Source organism: Persicitalea jodogahamensis (genome assembly GCF_014651615.1).
GTDB classification, from domain to species: domain Bacteria; phylum Bacteroidota; class Bacteroidia; order Cytophagales; family Spirosomataceae; genus Persicitalea; species Persicitalea jodogahamensis.
This window is the reverse complement of the sequence record NZ_BMXF01000001.1, coordinates 1,893,475-1,912,448: the sequence shown is the minus strand read 5'-3', so window position 1 is coordinate 1,912,448 and position 18,974 is coordinate 1,893,475. Positions and strand designations below refer to the sequence as shown.

16 protein-coding genes are annotated in these 18,974 nt (G+C 51.1%); 3 read left to right on the top strand and 13 right to left on the bottom strand.

The window, feature by feature from the left end:
* Positions 1 to 5 precede the first annotated feature (5 nt).
* A complete protein-coding gene (locus tag IE117_RS07850; protein WP_189563737.1) occupies positions 6 to 713 on the top strand; it encodes a hypothetical protein in 708 nt (235 codons plus the stop codon).
* A 44-nt stretch (positions 714 to 757) separates the two neighbouring features.
* Here IE117_RS07850 and IE117_RS07845 read toward each other — a convergent pair whose 3' ends face one another.
* The 6 genes from IE117_RS07845 to greA all read right to left on the bottom strand — a co-directional run bounded on the left by IE117_RS07845 (position 758) and on the right by greA (position 12,850).
* The gene (locus tag IE117_RS07845; RefSeq protein ID WP_189563736.1) at positions 758 to 1,723 is read right to left on the bottom strand and encodes a DUF1735 domain-containing protein; all 966 of its coding nucleotides are present in this window, start codon (positions 1,721 to 1,723) and stop codon (positions 758 to 760) included.
* 57 nt (positions 1,724 to 1,780) lie between these two features.
* The gene (locus tag IE117_RS07840) at positions 1,781 to 3,580 is read right to left on the bottom strand and encodes a RagB/SusD family nutrient uptake outer membrane protein (protein ID WP_189563735.1); all 1,800 of its coding nucleotides are present in this window, start codon (positions 3,578 to 3,580) and stop codon (positions 1,781 to 1,783) included.
* A gap of 11 nt (positions 3,581 to 3,591) precedes the next feature.
* Positions 3,592 to 6,753, bottom strand: coding sequence for a SusC/RagA family TonB-linked outer membrane protein (locus tag IE117_RS07835; RefSeq protein WP_189563734.1), 3,162 nt, complete (start codon positions 6,751 to 6,753; stop codon positions 3,592 to 3,594).
* A gap of 24 nt (positions 6,754 to 6,777) precedes the next feature.
* A complete protein-coding gene (locus tag IE117_RS07830) occupies positions 6,778 to 8,631 on the bottom strand; it encodes a RagB/SusD family nutrient uptake outer membrane protein (protein ID WP_189563733.1) in 1,854 nt (617 codons plus the stop codon).
* An 11-nt stretch (positions 8,632 to 8,642) separates the two neighbouring features.
* A complete protein-coding gene (locus IE117_RS07825) occupies positions 8,643 to 11,834 on the bottom strand; it encodes a SusC/RagA family TonB-linked outer membrane protein (RefSeq protein WP_189563732.1) in 3,192 nt (1,063 codons plus the stop codon).
* A 539-nt stretch (positions 11,835 to 12,373) separates the two neighbouring features.
* Positions 12,374 to 12,850 (bottom strand): transcription elongation factor GreA, encoded by a 477-nt coding sequence (greA, locus tag IE117_RS07820; protein ID WP_189563731.1) that lies wholly within the window; start codon positions 12,848 to 12,850, stop codon positions 12,374 to 12,376.
* A 301-nt stretch (positions 12,851 to 13,151) separates the two neighbouring features.
* Here greA and IE117_RS07815 point away from each other — a divergent pair, with 301 nt between their 5' ends.
* Positions 13,152 to 13,775 (top strand): DUF4230 domain-containing protein, encoded by a 624-nt coding sequence (locus tag IE117_RS07815; RefSeq protein ID WP_189563730.1) that lies wholly within the window; start codon positions 13,152 to 13,154, stop codon positions 13,773 to 13,775.
* Between the two features lie 78 nt (positions 13,776 to 13,853).
* Here the strand turns inward: IE117_RS07815 and eutC are convergent, their stop codons facing one another.
* From eutC to IE117_RS07780, 7 genes are all read right to left on the bottom strand, one after another.
* Entirely contained in the window at positions 13,854 to 14,621 is a 768-nt protein-coding gene (gene eutC, locus IE117_RS07810) for an ethanolamine ammonia-lyase subunit EutC (RefSeq protein ID WP_229580509.1), read from the bottom strand.
* Positions 14,622 to 14,757: 136 nt separating this feature from the next.
* Positions 14,758 to 15,327: a dihydrofolate reductase family protein gene (locus tag IE117_RS07805; RefSeq protein WP_189563729.1), complete on the bottom strand. Its 570-nt coding sequence runs from the start codon at positions 15,325 to 15,327 to the stop codon at positions 14,758 to 14,760.
* A 104-nt stretch (positions 15,328 to 15,431) separates the two neighbouring features.
* Positions 15,432 to 15,692, bottom strand: a complete 261-nt coding sequence (locus tag IE117_RS07800) for an iron chaperone (protein ID WP_308439270.1) — start codon at positions 15,690 to 15,692, stop codon at positions 15,432 to 15,434.
* The gene (locus IE117_RS07795; protein WP_189563728.1) at positions 15,689 to 16,069 is read right to left on the bottom strand and encodes a DoxX family protein; all 381 of its coding nucleotides are present in this window, start codon (positions 16,067 to 16,069) and stop codon (positions 15,689 to 15,691) included. The genes IE117_RS07800 and IE117_RS07795 overlap by 4 nt, the downstream gene beginning before the upstream one ends.
* 17 nt (positions 16,070 to 16,086) lie before the next feature.
* Positions 16,087 to 16,491: a DUF1801 domain-containing protein gene (locus tag IE117_RS07790; RefSeq protein ID WP_189563727.1), complete on the bottom strand. Its 405-nt coding sequence runs from the start codon at positions 16,489 to 16,491 to the stop codon at positions 16,087 to 16,089.
* A gap of 2 nt (positions 16,492 to 16,493) precedes the next feature.
* Positions 16,494 to 17,174, bottom strand: a complete 681-nt coding sequence (locus IE117_RS07785; RefSeq protein ID WP_189563726.1) for a VOC family protein — start codon at positions 17,172 to 17,174, stop codon at positions 16,494 to 16,496.
* A 31-nt stretch (positions 17,175 to 17,205) separates the two neighbouring features.
* Positions 17,206 to 17,622 carry a VOC family protein gene (locus IE117_RS07780; RefSeq protein WP_189563725.1) on the bottom strand — a complete coding sequence of 139 codons (417 nt, stop codon included), beginning with the start codon at positions 17,620 to 17,622 and terminating at the stop codon, positions 17,206 to 17,208.
* Between the two features lie 197 nt (positions 17,623 to 17,819).
* Here IE117_RS07780 and IE117_RS07775 point away from each other — a divergent pair, with 197 nt between their 5' ends.
* Positions 17,820 to 18,800, top strand: a complete 981-nt coding sequence (locus IE117_RS07775) for a GlxA family transcriptional regulator (RefSeq protein ID WP_189563724.1) — start codon at positions 17,820 to 17,822, stop codon at positions 18,798 to 18,800.
* The last annotated feature ends 174 nt before the right edge of the window (positions 18,801 to 18,974 follow it).

The window sequence follows — 18,974 nt, the reverse complement described above, 5'->3', positions numbered from 1 at the left end:
AAATCATGAAACACAAAGCAATTTTAGGGCTTTTGCTTGGCCTGGGACTCGGCCTTACTTCTTTCGCTCAGGAGCTTACAACTGCCGATGCGGTTGTTGAAAAGTACCTGACTGCCGTAGGTGGCAAGGACAAGATCCGCTCCATGCAGGACATGACCGTCACCGCCACAACCGATATCCAGGGCCGCACGATGGAAACGGAAACGAAGCTGAAAATACCCAACAAATTCAAGCAGACTTCCTACATGATGGGCAACGAGGCAGGTGGCTCTACCTACGATGGTACAACGCTCTCGCGCTCGATGCGTGGCCAGACTACGACCAAACAGGGGCAGGAAGCTTACCAGGAATTCATATTAAACCATCCCTTTCCCGAGATCTTCTACGATTCGCTGAAAGTGGAGAAAAAGTTGATCGGTACCGAAAAAGTGGATGGCAAAGATGCCTACGATGTGGAGTTCGCGTCCAACGGCAATACCTGGCACGACTTCTTCGACAAAGAGTCCGGATTAAAAGTAAAGCGCACCACTACTACCGAGTCACCCCGCGGGAAGATGGCGGCGGAGTTCACCTACGGCGACTACAAAGCTGTCAATGGCATCATGTTTCCTTTCACCAGCAGCCGAAAATTCGGGCAGTTTGAGATGAGTTCCGAAACTCAGTCCATCAAGCTGAACAAGGGCATCGACGACAAGCAGTTTAAGATAAAATGAGGGATAGTGAGTGATGAAGGGTCCCCTTCATCACTCACCATTCATCAGTTATAATGAGAGGGATTTTCGTCCTGCCATTCGTTGACGCCGTCGCGGATTCGGTTGCGGAAAGTCAGCGTATCCGTAGCGTAGGAGGTAGTACCGTCGGCGTTAGCGTACTTATATTTCAAAAACAGCTTCCGATCCTGCAGTAGTTTGGACCGGTTGAAAGTACTGGGACCATCAGGCAACACTTTCACTTTGGAATCCTTTGCCTGACTTATTTCGATGGTATTTCCATTCAGAGAAATTCGGAAAGCACCTTTTTGATTACTTATCAGATTAGTTTCCAAAGCATTGGGGGCAACGGTTTTCAGGTTCATGACCTTAACTTCCGGTGACGGGATAGTGGTATAATAATTCGTAGTCCGTACAACTTTTCCCGTCGAATCCTTCACCGTGGTTACGCCACCGTGCCAGTAATTGCCAAACAGCATATTTTCGTATTTCAAGCCAATAACGGCATAGCGCTTGCTCACCGCCACTGAGTCTGCATCGGCGGAGTTGATGTAAAATGGCATGGCATAGACAGCATTGAGCGTGGCCGGATCAGCCAGGAACGCCGCCGAATCGGCCTTAATAACTACCGTGCCCGAATAGGTGCCTTTTTTAATAATCATCTGGTTGTTGCTGGAAATAGTGAAATAGTTGGACGGCACCATTTTCAGGGCCGTTACCGCCGCTACCCCGGCTTTCACGTGGTTGGTGCCGTTTTTCATGGTTTCCAGAATTTCGTCCGTGAGCAATTTGCCATCCATGGTAAAATTGACCAGCCGGTCGCGCGTGTTGTCGCGCACCCCGGCCAGGGCCGCGCCGACCTCGATCGTCATACCTTCGCCCACCACGAAAGTGCGGACATTGGTTTGATAAGGGAAATAAATAGAGCTGTAGTCGAAATCCTCGATGTAGTCTTTGTAGCAGGAACTGAGGGCTACCAGAAAAAACAGAGCCAGAATAAATTTCTTTTTCATAGTGAATTGCAAGGTTGATAGTAGGCCAGTGAGTACTTGATTTTTTGGGTGAATCAGTTATTTCCAGGCATCCCAGCCTTCATTCTGCACCAGATTGCTCATCCGCAGCATTTCGTCGTAGGGCAATGGCAGGTAAGCCGATTTGAATGAGCGTGTCTCTACCGGCACGTTCAGATCGTAGGAGAAACTATTGTCGTCATTTTTGACAATCCTCGCCATGTGAACAGTCTTATTGAGCGGCTCCAGACTCGTGGACCAGCGGCGTATATCATAGAAGCGCTGCCCTTCGAAGCAAAGTTCGAGTCTCCTTTCGTTGCGAATGAAATTCGTAAAAGCGGCTTGTCCTGCATTGGCCACTTCCGTCAGGTACGGGTCCGTAGTGAAGCCTTTTCCACCGTCGGAGTTATTGCGGGCGCGCAGGTATCCTATTGCTTCCTTGGCCGACAAACCATACTTGCTGCCGTTAGGCCCTTCAACCTGGTTGGCCGCTTCGGCGAAAGCCAGCACCATGTGCGACCAGCGGATGAAGAATTTGGCGTGCGGCTGCCGGTTGATAGCGTTATCGGAAAAATTAAGTCCCATGAACACCATCTTTTTGATGTGGTAATTGGTCCGGCTGTTCACGGGCGGTCCGGCGGCATCCTTCCCGTTCAGCCAGTTTTCAAAAGTGTACATGACGTTGGACGTATTGATCTTTACGGCCTTGGCATTATTATAGAATATCGTACTGTAAAACCTCGGATCGCGGTTGTCGTATGGCTTAGCGGGATCATAGCCACTCTTCGGATCAGTGATTGGGTACCCATTCTTCATCGGGAAGGCATCCACCAGTTCCTGAGTGACCCCCACCGCGCCGTTACCCTGGAAACCGCCCGGATAGAACATCCTTTCCAGAGCATCGTTGGCGTTTTGGTACCGTGAACTGAATATGATACCCGGAAAATTAGGGTCGAACCAGTTGACGGCCGTGGTTTTGACAAATCCCTTGCTCACCGCGTCGGTGGTGGTTTTAAAATCCATCACCTCCTTGGCATACTTCGCGGCCATGTCCCAGCGAGTCAGGTCATTGCCTGGATTGAACCGGGGGCTGGCCCAGGTCAGGTATACCTGCGCTTTGATGGCCCGCGTGGTGATGCCGTCGAAGCGGCCCCAGTACCGCGCCCCGGCGTAGGCGCGGTCGTTGATATTGGGTACCAGGAAGTCCCGGTGGGCAATGGGCAGGTACTTGTAGGCCGAGTCGCAATCGGCCAGAATCTGCTTCACGCATTCGTCGTAAGGACTACGGGCAAAGTTGACTTCCTTTCCGATATCGACGGGTTCCAGCACAATGGGATAGCCCAACATTTCTCCGTTCATCCCTTTGCCCCCAAATTTTTGTAGCAAATCCCATTGAAACCACGCCCGTAGAGCGAAGGCCTCACCCTGTAAACGATTTTTCACCAAACCATCCAAATGGGGGTCTACCAGAAAACGTGTGTTGTAGCCCCGGCGATCTTTCAAGAACAAGTTGACCGAATAAATGGCGCGGTAGTCGCGGTCCCAATAGGTGCGGAAGGGATCGAGACTGGTAGGTAAAGAACCCACTGCCAACCGGGTCATACTGTTGGTGGTACTGGTGATAACCACATCGTCGGAAGCTCCATCAAGATACACTCCCTCGTTGTCATTGTAGTTGCGGGGCATGTAGTCGTAGCATTGGCCCACCAGACCTTGAACCATGTCCTGGTATTCCCAGAGGTCTTCCGAATCCCGGTTGCCGTTAGGATAAGGGTCGAGGTAGTCGACGCAGGAGGTCAGCAGCGTTCCGATCAAAAGAATAAAAGCAGTGCTGACTGCACTCGTATATTTCAATTTCATAGTGAGTTGCGTTAAAAAGTAAGTTTAATTCCAGTGGAGACAGTTCTGAACAAAGGGTTCACAGTAACCCCCGAGTTGATGGACTCGGGATCGACATCCTTAATTTTCGAAAGTGTCAGCAGATTGGCCCCGCGCGCGTAAATCCGTAGTCCGCGAATGCCCATGAGATTGCCCGCCCCCAGCGGGACGGTGTACGCCAGTTCCACATTCTGGATTTTGAAGAAACTACCGTTGCGCAACCAGAAGTCCGAGGCTACGAAGTTGTTGTTTACTTTATAGTAAGTCAGTCGCGGAGATTCGCCATCCATATTATCCTTGGTGAAGTTTGAATAGTTATTATCTCCCCAGCCATTCCAAAAGTACTTATTGGTCAAGGGGATATCATAACCCGCCCGCCCGGTGCCGATGACCGTCAGGTCGAAGTTCCGATAGCCAACCCGCAGGTTGAGCCCGTAAAACAAGCGGGGGGTGGTATGGCCGATGGGGCTCCGGTCATTGTCATCCACTACGCCGTCGCCGTTCTTATCCTCATATTTGAGATCATCCTTTTGCAGGGTCTCGTCGTAAATCTGCGGTACCACCAGCGTTTCAGCATCGCTTGCGAACTTACCCATGTAGGTCTGGCCGAAGTACGTATCGATGGGCTGGCCAATGATGGACTGGTAGTCGAAGCGGAAGTTGGCTTGGTCGTATTTCAGGATTTTGCTGTTCTGCACCGTGGCATTGCCGCCGACCGAGAACCGCAGCGCGCCAATTTTATCAGAATATTGCAGGGAAGTTTCTAGGCCGTAGTACCTGACTTTGTTGTAGTTAAACCAGGGCCGGGCGTTGGATATTCCCGCCGTATAGGGAACCGTATTGAATAACTGGCTCACCATCCCGTCGCGGAGATTATTATAATAGTTAGCTTCGACCGAAATCTTGCGGTTAAACAGCAAAGCATCCAGGCCAATGCTGAATTCTTTACGCTTTTCCCAGGTCAGGTCGGGATTGCCGATGCGGTTGGCGGTGGTGCGGTACACGGAGTTATCGGTATTCGTACCAAACCACTGATTCGTGGAATAGGGGCCAAACGCGCTACCGGAGGAGTTGACGCCCCAACGGTCCAGGTAAAGAAACGGCGTCAGGAAGCTTTCGTACCCCAGGATACCTGCCTCGGCCCGTAGTTTCAAGTAGTTAATGGCTTTGACATCGGACAGGAAGCTTTCTTCCGAAATCACCCAGCCCAGCCCCGCTGCCGGGAACATAGCGTAGCGCTTGCCCTTGGCAAAGCTGTAGGTACCCGCGTAGTTTAGCACGCCCTGTACGAAGTACTTGTCTTTCAATGAATAAACACCCGTCATTACGGCGTTTTGCTGGCGCTGGGGCTCCTCGATACCGTTCTTGGATATCTTGCCCAAGTAGTAGGTTGCCCCTACCTGCACATCATGATTGCCCCATTGCTTTTCGTAGCTGAGGTTTTCGTACACCACAAAGCGCTGAGAATAATAGTCGTGGAGTTTGGCTTGTTCGGCCAAGTCCGTGCCGTCGTGCACCTTGGATAGGGTGACCGTATCAGCCCCGGAGGCTGTCTTTCCCGGCGTGGCGATGTAAGCGATGTAGTTTTCGGCTTTCCCGATACGCACACTATTGAAAATGTTGAAGCCTACGAAGGTTTTGGATTTCAAACCCGGTAGTATTTCCTTCAAATCGTAATCGAAAGTCAGGTTGGAAGCACCCGTTCGCCCGGTTTCGTTGTAGTAGCCATTGTGCACCAGATTACCGATGGGATTGTCGCGGAAGGCCGTATTAGGACTCACGGCGTACCAGGGTGCATCGGCGTTGTCGCCGAAGGCAGCATAGATTGGGAAGGCGATAGGTGGCGTATCGGTAATATCGGCGATGGCCGAGTTGAATTCAACCAAATCCAGGGCGGTGTTGGTATTTCCATCGTCGCTGGTAAAGTTAGGATTGTACCCGTAGTTGGGTGAACGCCGGATATTCAATCCCCCAAAGAAGTCGACTTTTACCTTGATCAAGTCGTTGATCTTCACGTCGATGTTGGAGCGAACGTTGATTCGGTTATAGTCCGAAATTTTACCCAGTTTAAAAATATCGCCTTCGCCGTTATAGCCTAAGTAAGCCCCATACTGCACGGTTTCGTTGCCACCTGTAGAAGCAAGATTGACCCGGCTGAACGATTTGGAATCTTTCAGCATCAACTGGCGGTAATCCACGCTGGGGTACTTGAAGCTGTAGGGGTCGTTTTTAGCGTACTCACTGATGGCCGCATCGTCGTACAGTGGCGTCAGTCCGCTGTTTGTGCGGGCCTGATTGTTGAGCGTGGCGTATTCGGCCCCGGACGCCCAGCCTGGAAAGCGGTCCACCTGGCTGACCCCCTGCTCGGCGTTGACAGTCAGGACGCGCTCGTTGGCTTTGCCGCGCTTGGTCTTGATGTAAATAATGCCGTCAGCTCCCCGGGGACCCAGCATGGCTTTGCCGACTATATCTTTGACTATAGTCACCGATTCGATTTCCTGCGGGTCAAGGGGCATTTCGGTGATATCGGTAGGAACGTCGTCGATGATGAATATCGGGCTGCGGCCTCGGGTTGCGAGCCCGATTTTCTCGGTTACCCGAAAGTTACCCAGTTCTTCTTCCGCATTCAGACCGGTTGAACCATCGCGCTCAATGACTTCAAGGCCAGGCACCAGCCCGGTTAAAGAGTTCCGCAGGTCATTGGTCGGATACTTTTCCAGATCCGAGGTGCGGAGTACGCTGTATGCCCCAGAAAGCTTACGACGCTTGAAACTCATAAACGGCAGGGGTACTTCGTCCTCCGTGTTGTTGAAAAGCTTGGACTTTTTAAGCTCCACCACGCTATTGTTCACCAAAGTACCAACCAACGCCACCGATTTGGTATAGCCGTAGGAACTTACGGTTATGAAGTTCTCTGGCATAGCCTGGAAAGAAAAAATGCCCGATTCATTCGTTTCGGCGTGCAGGTTGCCTTCGCCCACCACAATAGCTGCGTTTGGGATTGGGTTCCCCTGTTCATCAGTCACTTGCAGACTAATGTTCACGGGCTGGACCTTTGGAGTCTTATTTTGAGCGCTGGCCGGAATCTGGGCCCAAAGGCAAAGGACCAGTAAGGCCACCAAGCCGCGCAAGGGGTAAGTTAAAGTTGATTGCATGACGGTCGATTTAGAAAGTTGTGTCTACCAGACGGTGTTGGGGGTGAATTTGCTCATCTTGTAGGTATCGTCAGTATTGAAAGGCAGGTAGTACATGGCCTCTTTCCACTTTACCTGACGAGTCGCTGGCAAGGGCTGACGGGTGTACCTGAAGCCCGTGGGGTAGGCCGCACTTACCGGGACTTTCTCAACGTCCATGCCGATGAGCGTACCCGTCATGACCTCGGGTGCATCCTTCCAGCGGCGGATGTCGTGGTAGTAGTGCGACCCTTCGAAGCACAATTCAATGGTGCGCTCATTCTTGACCCGCGCCCGGAGTGCATCCTTGGAGGCTGTGTAGGCGGCCAGTACTTCGGGCATTTCGGCCCGCCTCCTGATTTTATTGAGCGCCTGCAGGGCAGTCATGCCGGCGCCGGGCGCCATACCGTTTGGCCCGTAGGCTTCATTGGCGGCTTCGGCGTAGTTGAGATATAACTCACCCAACCGAATGATCGGGTCGGTATACTGCGGCGATGTTTTATTGTTTACACTCTGCTCGCCCCAGGTCTTGCGCTGGTAGTAGCCTGTCTTGGTGATGCCGGAGTAGGTCTGATCCAGCAACTGGCCGTAATTAGCCGCACCGTTTACAGTTTCGTAATAGATTTGGGCTTTACCGTATCCCGGCACCGGGGCCGTGTTATAAATGATGTCGATGTAAAACCGGGGGTCCCGATTGGCGTAAGGGTCTTGGTCGTTGTAGTGCCCCGCGGCGATGGCGGCCTGTCGATCGGCAGCGGTGTTCAGGGGGTCGCCCCATTTGGTTTCGAATTTGTCGACAGTATTCTGCGTGGGCGATTCACCAGAGAAACTGGTTTTTGACGCACCAAATATCCCATTGTTCAGGCCAGCCAGGTCTCCGCTATTATATGCTTTTGTGCCTGCGTACCAAGCCCATAGCTGCTCGTTGGAATAGGTAGTACCAATGTAGTTTTTCTTATAGTCAGCCAGAGACAGAAGGTCGAAGCCAAAGCGTTCGGCAATTTTGATGGCTTCCCAGTTGGCTATTGCCGCTGCCTCCCAGTCCTTCACTCCCTGCTCGTTGTTGAGCGGACTGGCAGCATACAGCAAGGCACGGCCCTTCATGGCCTTGGCGGCCACGCCGCTGGGCCTAAATTGGTTCGGGCTATTCAGGTGCCCCGCCACGCCGGGTCCGGGATCACGGCGCATCAGGTCGGCCTTCTCGAAGAATGTCGCTGCCGAATCCAGGTCCGCCGCAATGCGCACCAGGGTCTCGCGCTTCGACAACCGGGGAACATCCCACGGATCGTCAGGTCCGATCACGGTGGTCAGGTACGGCATGGGTCCCCAGAGCCGGAACAGCGTAAAGTGAGCATAGGCGCGATCGAAGTGCGCCTGACCTTTAAAGTCATTGATATCCTCCGCGTTTACATCCTTCAATTTGTCAATGTTAGCCAATGACATATTGCAGATACGGATGATCTGGAACATGGAACCCAGAATGGGACGCCGGGCCTGGTCGTAGGTCATCTTGTTGATCACCGCCGAGATAGAACCCGCTTTAATCACCTGCGCGTCCATGGACCGCCCCTGGTCACTCATATCGGTGAGGGCTTCCAGGGTGTACTTCTGATCCCAAAAGTTGAAGTAGAGTGAAAAAGAGGTTTTGATGTTGTAGTCCCGCCAAGTTGTCCCATCCAGCTTGGTACCCTCGTAAATGGTGTCGAAAAACCGCTTGAAGTTGTCGTACTTACCGAATACTTCATCGGTGTCGAGACCCGATTCCGGCGATTGATCCAGAAAGTCCTCTTGGCAGGATGCCATCATAGTAGGCACCAGCACGGCGGCGAGAAACAACGCCCCTAACTTTTTGATTTTCATAAAGTTGTGTTTTAGAATAAGGCCCGAACGGCAAATTTAACCTGGGTCATCTGGGGATAAAATCCCTGATTGAAGTCTTTACGCTCGGGATCCCCCTCGATGAGCTTGGTTTTGGTCCAAAGGTTGTTGGCAGTTACGAAAAAGAGCAGGCTATTGGTCCCCAGCACTCTTTTCAAGGTTTTGGAATTGAAAGTGTAAGCCGCGTAAACCTCCTTCAACCGCAGGTAGTCGGCATTGCGCCAGAAGCGGTTCTCGACCATGATGTCGAAACCACGGTCAGCCTCGCCACCGCCCCAGAACAGGTTCTCGGTGCTGCCACCCGCCGAATAGTGCAGCGTAGCGTGGTTAGCCGCGCCGTTGGTAGGCGTCCAGTAGTCGAGTTGCGACGCGTGCACGCGCCAGTCGCCCTTGATAAACTCCACTTCATAGGGCTGGTTGAATTCGACGTACTTGCCGACGTTACCCGTGAACAGAAAGTTAAAATCAAACTTTTTGTACGAGAAACCCGAACCGAAAGAATAGGTAAGCGGCGCGTAGTCGGAGCCGGCAATCGGGTATTTGTCAAGACTTGTAATCTTGCCATCACCGTCAAAATCCAGGTACTTGTAGTCCCCCACGTTCAGGCGGCTTACATCAATGGCCGAGACGTTATTGTGGATGTCATCCACCGAAGTGTAGTAGCCGGTACCGGTGAGTTCGACCCCGCTGAGCTGCGCTCCAAGGGGCTTATCCTGGTTTTTCTGGTAGTCCGAAGCAAAGGGAAGGTCATCTTTGAACAGGATGCGGTTTTCGTTAAAGCCAAAAATCCCCCGGACGAAATAGTTGATGCCCGACGCCGTATTGCGGCGGTACTCGGTCTCAAATTCTATCCCGTGCTTCTTGAGTTTGCCCAGGTTGAGTTCCTTGAAAGAGTTTCCCACCAGCATCGTGACCGTGCGGGGAACCAACAGCATCTTGTCACGCTGTTCATCAAATACATCGACGCTGAAGGTAAAGCTGTCGTTCCAGAGCCCCAGTTCCAGGCCTAAATCCCGCTTCCGGGCCTCCTCCCACTGGGCGGTCGAGTTGGCTCCCAGGTCTTCGTGGATGTAGCCCCGGCTGTCCTTGTAGTAATTGCTCTGATACAGCCAGCGGTTGTCCGCGATGTCGCTACCCACGATGCCATCCGAATAACGGATCTTCAACTTACTGATCCAGGGCAAGTTATCCTTGATAAAATTCTCCTCCGAAATCATATAGCCTACCGCTCCCGACGGGAAGAAGCCATAGCGATTTCCTGGTGCGAAACGCTCCGAACCCGTAAGTCCCAGGTTGACTTCCATCATGTACTTGCCGGCAAAGTCATACGTGGCCCGCCCCACCAGTGCCTGGTTATAGTACGGGAATTGTGTATCTCTGTTTCTCTGCTGACGGTTGGCTAAGGCTAAACCGGACACACTGTGCTTTCCGAAGGTACGGGCGTAGCTCAAGGAGAGCTCATAGTACATGTCCTTGTAGTAGTCGTTCTCCAGACCACCCACGTTGATATCCAGTGGTCCCTGCTTAAATATCTCGTTACCCTGCCCATTGCGGAACCAGGGATTTTCCTCAGTGCCGATCTTGTCGTAATTCAACTGGTAGTCAGGGAAGGAATAGGAGGCCGTCAGGGTCCGGTTGCGGTAATATGTACTCATCGACACCTTGCCTTTGGCAGAAAGACCCTGGGTAATGAAGTCCAGCGTCTGGTTCAGAATCAAGTCCGAGAATAGTTTGGAGCTCAGATAGCGGTTGAACGAACCCTGGTTGAAGGAGGTGTAAGGGTTACCGGTGTACTCGCCGAAGTTCATCGCCAGTCGCCGTCCCTGATCGTCGGGATAGTCCGGGTCAGGGACCTGCTGCAAAACCCACTCGGGGAAATAGGCCGGGTAGCGCGAAGGGCCGGTAGAGTACAAATTACGCCATGGCGAGCCATTAGGCTGGTTTTTTACGCCGGTTTCACCCCCTACGTTCAGCGACAACAGGGTAGTTTTGGTGAGGTTAAAATCAATGTTGGTGCGGTAGTTGAAGCGGTTGTACCAAAAGCGCGTATCGTCGTACCCATTGTGGTACGCCTTAAAAAAATCACCTTCGTGCGTGTAGCCCGCTGAGGCGAAGTACTTGATGAATTCGGTGCCGCCCGACACATTGAAGTTGGCGTTGGCGTTGGCTGCGAAGGGCTTAATCATCGTATCGAACCAGTTGACGTTCGGGTAACGCAGAGCGTTCAGCGGCGTCGAAGGGTTCCGATATTCATTCAAGGCATACTGCGGAATCAGTTCCGAGAACTGCTGGCCGTTCATCAATGCCTGATTGTACATGCTCATCGTTTGGAACGAGCTGATATGGTCCGGAATCCGGGTAGCGCGCGATATACCGTATTGCGCCGTGAAGTCCAGCTTGGGCTTGCCCAGTGCACCTCTCTTGGTAGTTACCAATACCACCCCATTGGCACCCTTCGCACCGAAAACCGCGGTGGCCGAGGCATCTTTCAGGACCGAAATCGTGGCAATTTCGTTGGGGTCCATGTCCTTGAAATCCCGCTCAACGCCGTCCACCATGATGAGTGGCTGCGATCCGTTCCAGCTAGACAAACCGCGGATTATAATTTCGGAGCCGCTGTTACCGGGTTCGCCACTGGCCTGCATGGTGAGCACGCCCGACAGCTTGCCCGCAATGGCGTTGGTGATGTTGGACGTACCCGAGCGCATGAGCTGCTTGTTGTCCACCTGCGTAATGGCCCCTACTACACTCTCCTTGCGCTGAGTACCATAGCCCACCACCACGACTTCTTCCAGGGCCTGATTCTCGGCGACCAGACTGACGTTGATCGTCTTTTGGGTGCCCACGAGCACCTCCTGGCTTTTATAGCCAATGTAGCTGAACACCAGGATGGCTTTCTCATCCGTGACTGCCAGCTTGTACTGACCTTTGGCGTCGGTCGAGATGCCGTTCATGGTGCCTTTCTCCACTACGTTCACACCCGGGATTACTCCTCCGGCGTCATCTTTGACCGTCCCGGAAATAGTTACTACGGCGGCCGGCATCTTTCCGGCATGAACTACTATTTCTTTTCGATCTTCGCTTTCAGCTGCATAGAGCAGTCCCGTGAAACATAGCTGCACCAGAGCACCGAAAAGCACGTGCCTGGACAATGCGTATAAGCATTGGGGTAGTTGTTTTGGCATAGATTAGTTGAGTATGAGGTTGTGACCGACATTTGAGTAAAATATCAGCAATAAGATACAAATGCGATCTCCATACTTGTTTACAACTCATACAATAATTGTTAATTTATTCTTTGAATTAGAAAAATCATATTTTTTAAGATGTATACGTAGTATTCTCACCAAATATTTATATAAAAAAAATTTATCTTTTTGTTAAAATCTTCTCTTTCATCACCGTTTTTTCGGTCAATATCAAGTTACTTCTGGCCTGATTAGTTATTAAAATATTTTTCTTATTGAGCTGCTAATGACCGGAAAATCAGGCCGAAATACGCTGACTGACCGTACCCGTTTTGTACCGAAACCCACAAAGAGAAAGCCCCCCGAAGTTGGACTAATTGTCCAACTTCGGGGGGCTTTCCGGGTAAGTTTCGATCAGGTAATAACTGCCGGTAAAAAGGGGGTTACTTTTTCAAGGGCAAAAATCGTGAGGCAAAAAAGAAGAATTAATATATCATTGCCTATTTATAGTTACATGCAGACATTTCAAGAGAAAATTATCCGCGGCTTATGTCTATTACCTCGAACTCCACGGTGCCCGCCGGGATTTTTATTTCGGCAACTTCGCCAATTCTCTTGCCCAGCAAGCCCTTACCGATGGGCGAACCGACGGATATTTTTCCCGTCTTCAGGTCGGCTTCTTCTTCTGAAACGAGGGTATAGCTCATTTCGGCGCCATTTTTCATATTTTTTATCTTAACGGTAGACAGCACGGCCACCATCGATGTATCGATGGAGGATTCGTCAAGGATACGGGCCGTGGACAAAATCTCTTCCAGCTTGGCGATTTTCATCTCGTGTAGTCCCTGAGCATCTTTAGCGGCGTCGTACTCAGCATTTTCGCTCAGGTCGCCCTTATCGCGGGCCTCGGCGATTTGGTGGGCAATGTGCGTGCGGCCCTTGGTCTTCATTTCGTTCAGCTCGGCCTTCAAGCGATTCAGGCCTTCTTCGGTGTAGTATGATACCTTTGCCATGTGTCAGATATACGTTTTGATTTTGTACAAAAAATGTTGTTTGATCTCAGGGTGTTATAACAAAAAAGAACGGCGCGCCGACCGTTCAAGGGAGAATAAAAAATCACTCGCGGGAGTGATCGTCAGGTCGCCTGAGTCGGGATGCCGTATCGGAAAATTTGCTGCATAGTCCAATCTTGGACGACAAATTTAACAATATTTGCAAACCCCACCAATAGGACCTGGAAAATCGTTAACAGTTCAGCACTCTCAGTTCGGCTTTCGTTATCAGGTTTTCACCCACCATCATATTAATAATCAAATGCGCTTCTTACGCCTTCTCATTCAGTTGTTCGTTATTTTCCTGCTTATGGTCGGGGTCATTTCGCTGTGGGAAAACTGGCGGACGGGGGATTGGCTGCCCAATTGGTTTTCACAGAAAAATAAACTGGAAAATACCCAGACGGTAGTTTTGCAGGAAATCACCTCGCTTGGTAAACTGGAATTGGTGCGCTACAATTTCAAGGACATTGTGGAGCAGCAAATCACGAAGCTTTGGCTGCCCGATGCCAAAGCGGTTCTCATCGTGCAGGGCGAAGCCGTTGGTTGCATAGACCTTACCCAAATGGACATTGCCGATATCGAAGCCGGAGCAGACACGCTTGTAATACACCTGCCCGAACCGGAGCTCTGTTTTTTCAAGATAGACCACGACCGCTCCAAGGTGTACAATACCGAATACGCTTTCATGGAGGAGGCTCAGCTCGTGCAGGAAGGCTACAAGCAGGCCGAACGGCAGATTCGGCAATCGGCCCTGGATATGGGGATTCTGGAGCAAACGAGAGAAAACGCCCGCAAGATGCTGACCCCCATTCTGGAACGAACATCGGGCAAAAAAGTAGTGTTGCGATTCCCCATGAAGGCAGATTTGCCGAAGTTGAGGTAAGCAGGCAAATGGGATTACGGGGTAATCGACTCTCTATTGGATTTGGCCGATTACCCCATAAAAGTACCCTACACGCCGCTAACCGTTGATGCTATTCCCCTTAGCAGAAAACCGATCCTTCAACCCCACGCCGCTCAGCTGGTGGTGTTTCATTTCCTGCAGTAAATAAAATATTTTTTCGGCAGCACGCTCATAACTGAGTCCGTCGGGTCGGATGTTGGAAACGCAGTTGCGACGCTCGTCGGTCAGCCCCGAGCAAGGCCGGTGCGTCAGGTAGGCTCCCAGGCTATGGGGTGAGGTGAGGCCCGGGCGCTCGCCGATCAGGATCAGCGAAATCTCGGAACGCAGTACCTCCCCTATCTCGTCGGCAATGGCCACACGGCCCTGTTCCACCAGCGACACCGGGGCCAGTCGCCAGTTGACTGCCCGGATTTTTTCCAGCAGTAGCCTCACTACCTCGCCCGCGTGGGTGTTCACCGCCACAGCGGAAAGTCCGTCGGCGATAACGATGCAAAGATGGTTTTCCGGTTGTTCGAGATTCTGTATTTCCCGGCGGGAGTCCTGACTCAACGTACGACCGTAATCGGGACGAAGTAAGTATTCGCGCCGATCCGCCGCCTGGCTCTGCAGCCGCACCGATGGCAAGCCTAACACCGTCAGCTGACTTTCCATATTGCCCCAATCAAAATGTGAATAGACTGCATCGCGGGCGCGGGCGTGGTCGAGGTTAAATTCCAGCAACCGCTGCGTGGGCAGACTGTGTCCCGTGCGGCCCAGTGCCACGCGGGCGGGGGTGTGTCGGTAGAGGTGCGGCAAGTTTTCTTCGGATTGTTCCAAAACGTTCAAGGGGGAAGGCTTTTTTATCCTGTGAAAAGTACCACAAGTACGTAATCTACGGTTTAATTCTCAACCCATCCCTCCGCTTTTAGCATGGTTTCGCAGAAATATTGGCTCGCTGGCATCGTCATCGGTTTGCCTGGACTTACCGAGGTACATAACACAGCACAACTTCCCCGCAGTCAAATGCCTGAGATTTCACCAAAGTCAGTTTGAGCCATTCTTTTACTTCACCAAAAATGCTCATGCCGCTGCCCAGCGCGACGGGATTGACGAACAGGTGGTATTCGTCGATCAGTCCGGCTGCGATGAGTGACGAAACGAAAGTGCTGCCGCCGTACACGATAATATCGTCGCCTTCCTGATTTTTGAGTTGATTTACTTCGTCTTCAAGATTCCCTTTTGCCAGGCTTGTGTTGGCCCAGGGCGATTGTTCAAGGGTCTTCGTAAAAACTACCTTGGGTGTTTCCACCATTTTTTTGGCAAAGGCAAACTCCCGGCTTTCTGGCTGATTATCCACTACATGGGTCCAGTACTTCACAAAGCCGTCGGTCATGTTCCTGCCCAGTAAAATGGTATCGATACTATCAGTAAGCGCATTGACGTACGCTTCGAGTCCGGTGTCCTGCCCCCAGACCATCCAATCCATTTCACCGTTTGGTCCGGCCACGTACCCATCTACCGATATCTGAACTTGCAATTTCAATTTCCTCATGATCAATATTTTTTTGAGTTTTCCTTCATTCTGTACTTCACAATTTCTGCAATCAAATCAAGCGGCATGGTCTCGTCCAGCGGAAATTGCACCGAACCTTTTCCTTACTTGTAGCGGGAAAGTTCCTCCTCAAAAGATTTGACTCCCGCCGGAGTTGGATAAAAGCCGATGTGGTTTTTGAAAGCCGCGAAGTGAACCAGACTTTTCCCGTTGAGTGTAAACGTCGGCATTCCATAGCTGATTTTCCCTGCTGCGTCCGGAGCTGCTGCTTTTATCCTCGATCGAATTTGTCCCAAAAGCTGCTGTGTGTCTTCCGGGAATCCGGCGATATATTCGTCGATATTTTTAGGTTTACCAGTATTCATAGCAGTGCCATTGAGGGTGAATTTAACTTGTGGTAATAGCGGTATGAAACCGCCAGGATCGCCAGAATAAATAGTGGGAAGAACGATTGCGGGTCCATTCCGTCCACGGCGATGTGGCTAATGGTGGCGAAGATGAAGTCAAAGGCAAAGCCTGCATATACCCATTCTTTGATTCGCCCCCGCACCTGCGGGATGACCAAAGCCAGCGAACCCAATACCTTGAAAACTACCAGGGCATTGCCAAAGTACTCGGGATAACCCAGGTGATGAATTCCCTCTTTGGCCAATTCGGTTTGCGAAGTTAAGGCGGGCATCACACCTTCAAACAGAAAGATAATGATGGTCGCCGTCCAGTAAATAATTTTGTCCTTTTTCATTTTTGTTTCAGGTTATATTAGTCAATTATACTTATCCATTCTGATAGTACTGCCTGTAAATCTGATGCTTTATTTTTCGCATCAGCGAGGTTGTTCAACGTTATTAATCGACGCCCATCCGTGTAATTACCTTCCAGAATTCCGGAATGATCTTTTATCTTTTCGCCCGTTGGGAAAACCAAGAGTACCTTACCTTTGCGAAGATTCATTACTACAATATCCCGCTTGTATTCTTTCGGATCAAAGGGCGTCATTTCTCCCATATAAAAAAAGCTGGGAGAATTCCATTTTATTCGTTCACCAATGGATTGATTCGTGCCCAGAATAATTTTTCTGACCGCCTCCACCAGTTCTCCAAATTCAGGATCTAGGTTTTGTATCAACTCCGTGACACTTGTGGGATCATTAATATCTTTTTCCATAATCAGGTTCTAAAAGCCAACCCTTTGGTATTCAGGGAAGTCCGGAGGTTTGGAAGTGAGCTTGGCCCCAGGCCATGAAATGTAAGAATTTCCTCTTCGCTGTACTCTGAAAGCTGTTCCAAAGTAGATATGCCGTTATTTTCCAAGGCACGCCTGGCGGGAGCAACAAGCGATGATAGGAAAAGATCGTCCGGTTCAGCGGCCGCCAGCAGCTCGGCAATCTCTATCTTCTTCATTTTTAGCATCGCATTCATCACCCGCTTCAACTTCTCAGGATCAGGATCACCCAGCAATTCACCCAAAGCCTTAGGGATGATCTGCCATGACACACCGAAACGATCCTTGATCCAGCCACACGGTTGTTTTTCGCCGCCCTCGGAAAGTTTCTCCCAAAGCTCGTCTACTTCTGCCTGCGTTTCGCAGTTCACGAAGAGCGAAATGCCCGGTGCAAACGTAAAGTGCGGCCCGCCGTTCATGACCATAAAGTTCTGGCCTTCGATCTGAAAAGTAGCGGTCATGAGCTTTCCTCTCGACTGGGGCATTTCTCGGCCGAATCGCCGAACGTTCAGAACTTTGGCATCCTTGAACACCGACACGTAACGATTCATGGCTTCTTCGGCCTGGTCGTCAAAGGTGAGGCAGGTTGTGATTTTCTGCTGAGCTTTGATTGGCTTTTTTTTCATGATTTTAGATGTCAGGTGGTTGCTGAAATTGCTATTGTGCGTCCTTCCCATAATGCAGCAACCAGTGATTGCCGTATCGATCGGTCAGACTACCAAAGAGGCCGGCCCAAAAAGTGTTTTCGATCGGATATTCGTGCTGCCCGCCTTCGGCCAGCTTGTCGTAACAGCGGCGCATTTTAGCTTCGGTTTCAAATTCCAGCATAATGGACAGGCAGTTGCCCCGATTCAGACCTTTCTCGCTCACCATATCGGAACCCAGCAACACCAATTCGTCTTTGCGCAGCCTGGCGTGCAGGATGCTTTCTTTCATTGCCTCGGGCATCTGCTCGGCCATCGGCGATTCGCCGACGGTCGTCAGGTCGAGTTTGCCGCCAACGCATTCCCGATAGAAATTCATGGCCTCACGGCAATTGCCGTTGAAAGTCAGGTAGGGGATGATTTTTGTCATGATGGCTTGTTTTTGTTCAAAGTCCACTTTGCAAATGTCTATCATAAAACCAATCTTTACGTGGTGCAAAAACGACACTTTACCGGGTTGATCACGACAACAGGATTGCCTACTTTTACAAAAAAAGACACGGTACTATTCGTGTGGCCCAGCAATGCTTTGTGCCCATTCACCATTCGTAACTATTCGTTTTTCAAATGAACGTTTCCATCCTCGTTCCTGAATCCGCCGTACTGGAAGCGGTGGCTGATCCGCGTTATCTGTTCACCGCCGTGAACCAGTTCCTGCAAGCCAGTGGAAAGCCCCCCTTTTTCAGGGTTCGGCTTGTGGGCATGACAAGAGAAGTGAAGTACCACAATGGCCTGTTTTCAGTGCAGACAGATCAACTGCTGAATGAAGTGGACAGGACTGACCTGATCATTATCCCGGCTTTGTTTGGAGACATGAAACGCGGTATTCAACAGAATGAAGCTCTCATTCCCTGGATCAAACAGCAGTACGCAAAAGGCGCAGAAGTTGCCTCGCTTTGTGTGGGCGCTTTCCTGCTGGCATCCACGGGCCTGCTGGATGGAAAGCGCTGCTCTACCCACTGGGCCTTCGCCAGCGAGTTCCGGGAATTGTTTCCCGCCGTCGAGCTTGTAGACGGCAGTATCATTACCGAAGAGCATCGTCTGTATTCGAGCGGTGGGGCCAACTCCTACTGGAACCTGCTGCTGTATCTGGTCGAGAAATATACCGACCGCGACATGGCCATACTGGCTTCCAAGTACTTCGCCATCGACATCGACCGCGACAGTCAGTCAGCCTTCATGCTTTTCAAAGGGCAGAAAGATCACAACGACAGGGAGATCCTGAAAGCTCAGGAGTTTATCGAGGCAAATTACAACGAGAAAATCGCCGTGGAGGCTCTGGCAGATTTAGTGGCCGTAGGCCGCCGGACTTTCGAACGACGGTTTCGCAAGGCCACGCACCATTCGGTGGTGGACTACATTCAGCGCGTGAAGGTAGAGGCGGCCAAGCGCAGCTTCGAGACGAGCCGCAAGAACATCGGCGAAGTCATGTTCGATGTGGGGTATACGGACACCAAGGCATTCCGGGATGTTTTTAAGAAAGTCACCGGCCTTACGCCTATCGAGTACCGCAACAAATACTATAAGGACGCGCTGGTGCTAGCATAGTTGGAGCTGCATGTCAAAATAGAAGTACCCCTCCCCTGCTACCTTTGAATGAAGTCGAAAGTGAATTGCAATCTCCGGACTTTCAAGGCTTCATTTTTATCTGATTTTTGCAAAAAAAGGGGTAGTTTTCAGCAGCGATATGACCTTGCTGGATGGCATGAGCGGCACGGGCGG

Bases quoted from the DNA above. Each gene is read 5' to 3' on its own strand.
- IE117_RS07835 (WP_189563734.1), bottom strand. From the start codon at position 6,753: ATGCAATCAACTTTAACTTACCCCTTGCGCGGCTTGGTGGCCTTACTG.
- IE117_RS07840 (WP_189563735.1), bottom strand. From the start codon at position 3,580: ATGAAATTGAAATATACGAGTGCAGTCAGCACTGCTTTTATTCTTTTG.
- IE117_RS07845 (WP_189563736.1), bottom strand. From the start codon at position 1,723: ATGAAAAAGAAATTTATTCTGGCTCTGTTTTTTCTGGTAGCCCTCAGT.
- IE117_RS07805 (WP_189563729.1), bottom strand. From the start codon at position 15,327: ATGAGGAAATTGAAATTGCAAGTTCAGATATCGGTAGATGGGTACGTG.
- IE117_RS07800 (WP_308439270.1), bottom strand. From the start codon at position 15,692: ATGAATACTGGTAAACCTAAAAATATCGACGAATATATCGCCGGATTC.
- IE117_RS07815 (WP_189563730.1), top strand. From the start codon at position 13,152: ATGCGCTTCTTACGCCTTCTCATTCAGTTGTTCGTTATTTTCCTGCTT.
- IE117_RS07795 (WP_189563728.1), bottom strand. From the start codon at position 16,069: ATGAAAAAGGACAAAATTATTTACTGGACGGCGACCATCATTATCTTT.
- IE117_RS07850 (WP_189563737.1), top strand. From the start codon at position 6: ATGAAACACAAAGCAATTTTAGGGCTTTTGCTTGGCCTGGGACTCGGC.
- greA (WP_189563731.1), bottom strand. From the start codon at position 12,850: ATGGCAAAGGTATCATACTACACCGAAGAAGGCCTGAATCGCTTGAAG.
- IE117_RS07785 (WP_189563726.1), bottom strand. From the start codon at position 17,174: ATGAAAAAAAAGCCAATCAAAGCTCAGCAGAAAATCACAACCTGCCTC.
- IE117_RS07775 (WP_189563724.1), top strand. From the start codon at position 17,820: ATGAACGTTTCCATCCTCGTTCCTGAATCCGCCGTACTGGAAGCGGTG.
- IE117_RS07825 (WP_189563732.1), bottom strand. From the start codon at position 11,834: ATGCCAAAACAACTACCCCAATGCTTATACGCATTGTCCAGGCACGTG.
- IE117_RS07790 (WP_189563727.1), bottom strand. From the start codon at position 16,491: ATGGAAAAAGATATTAATGATCCCACAAGTGTCACGGAGTTGATACAA.
- IE117_RS07780 (WP_189563725.1), bottom strand. From the start codon at position 17,622: ATGACAAAAATCATCCCCTACCTGACTTTCAACGGCAATTGCCGTGAG.
- IE117_RS07830 (WP_189563733.1), bottom strand. From the start codon at position 8,631: ATGAAAATCAAAAAGTTAGGGGCGTTGTTTCTCGCCGCCGTGCTGGTG.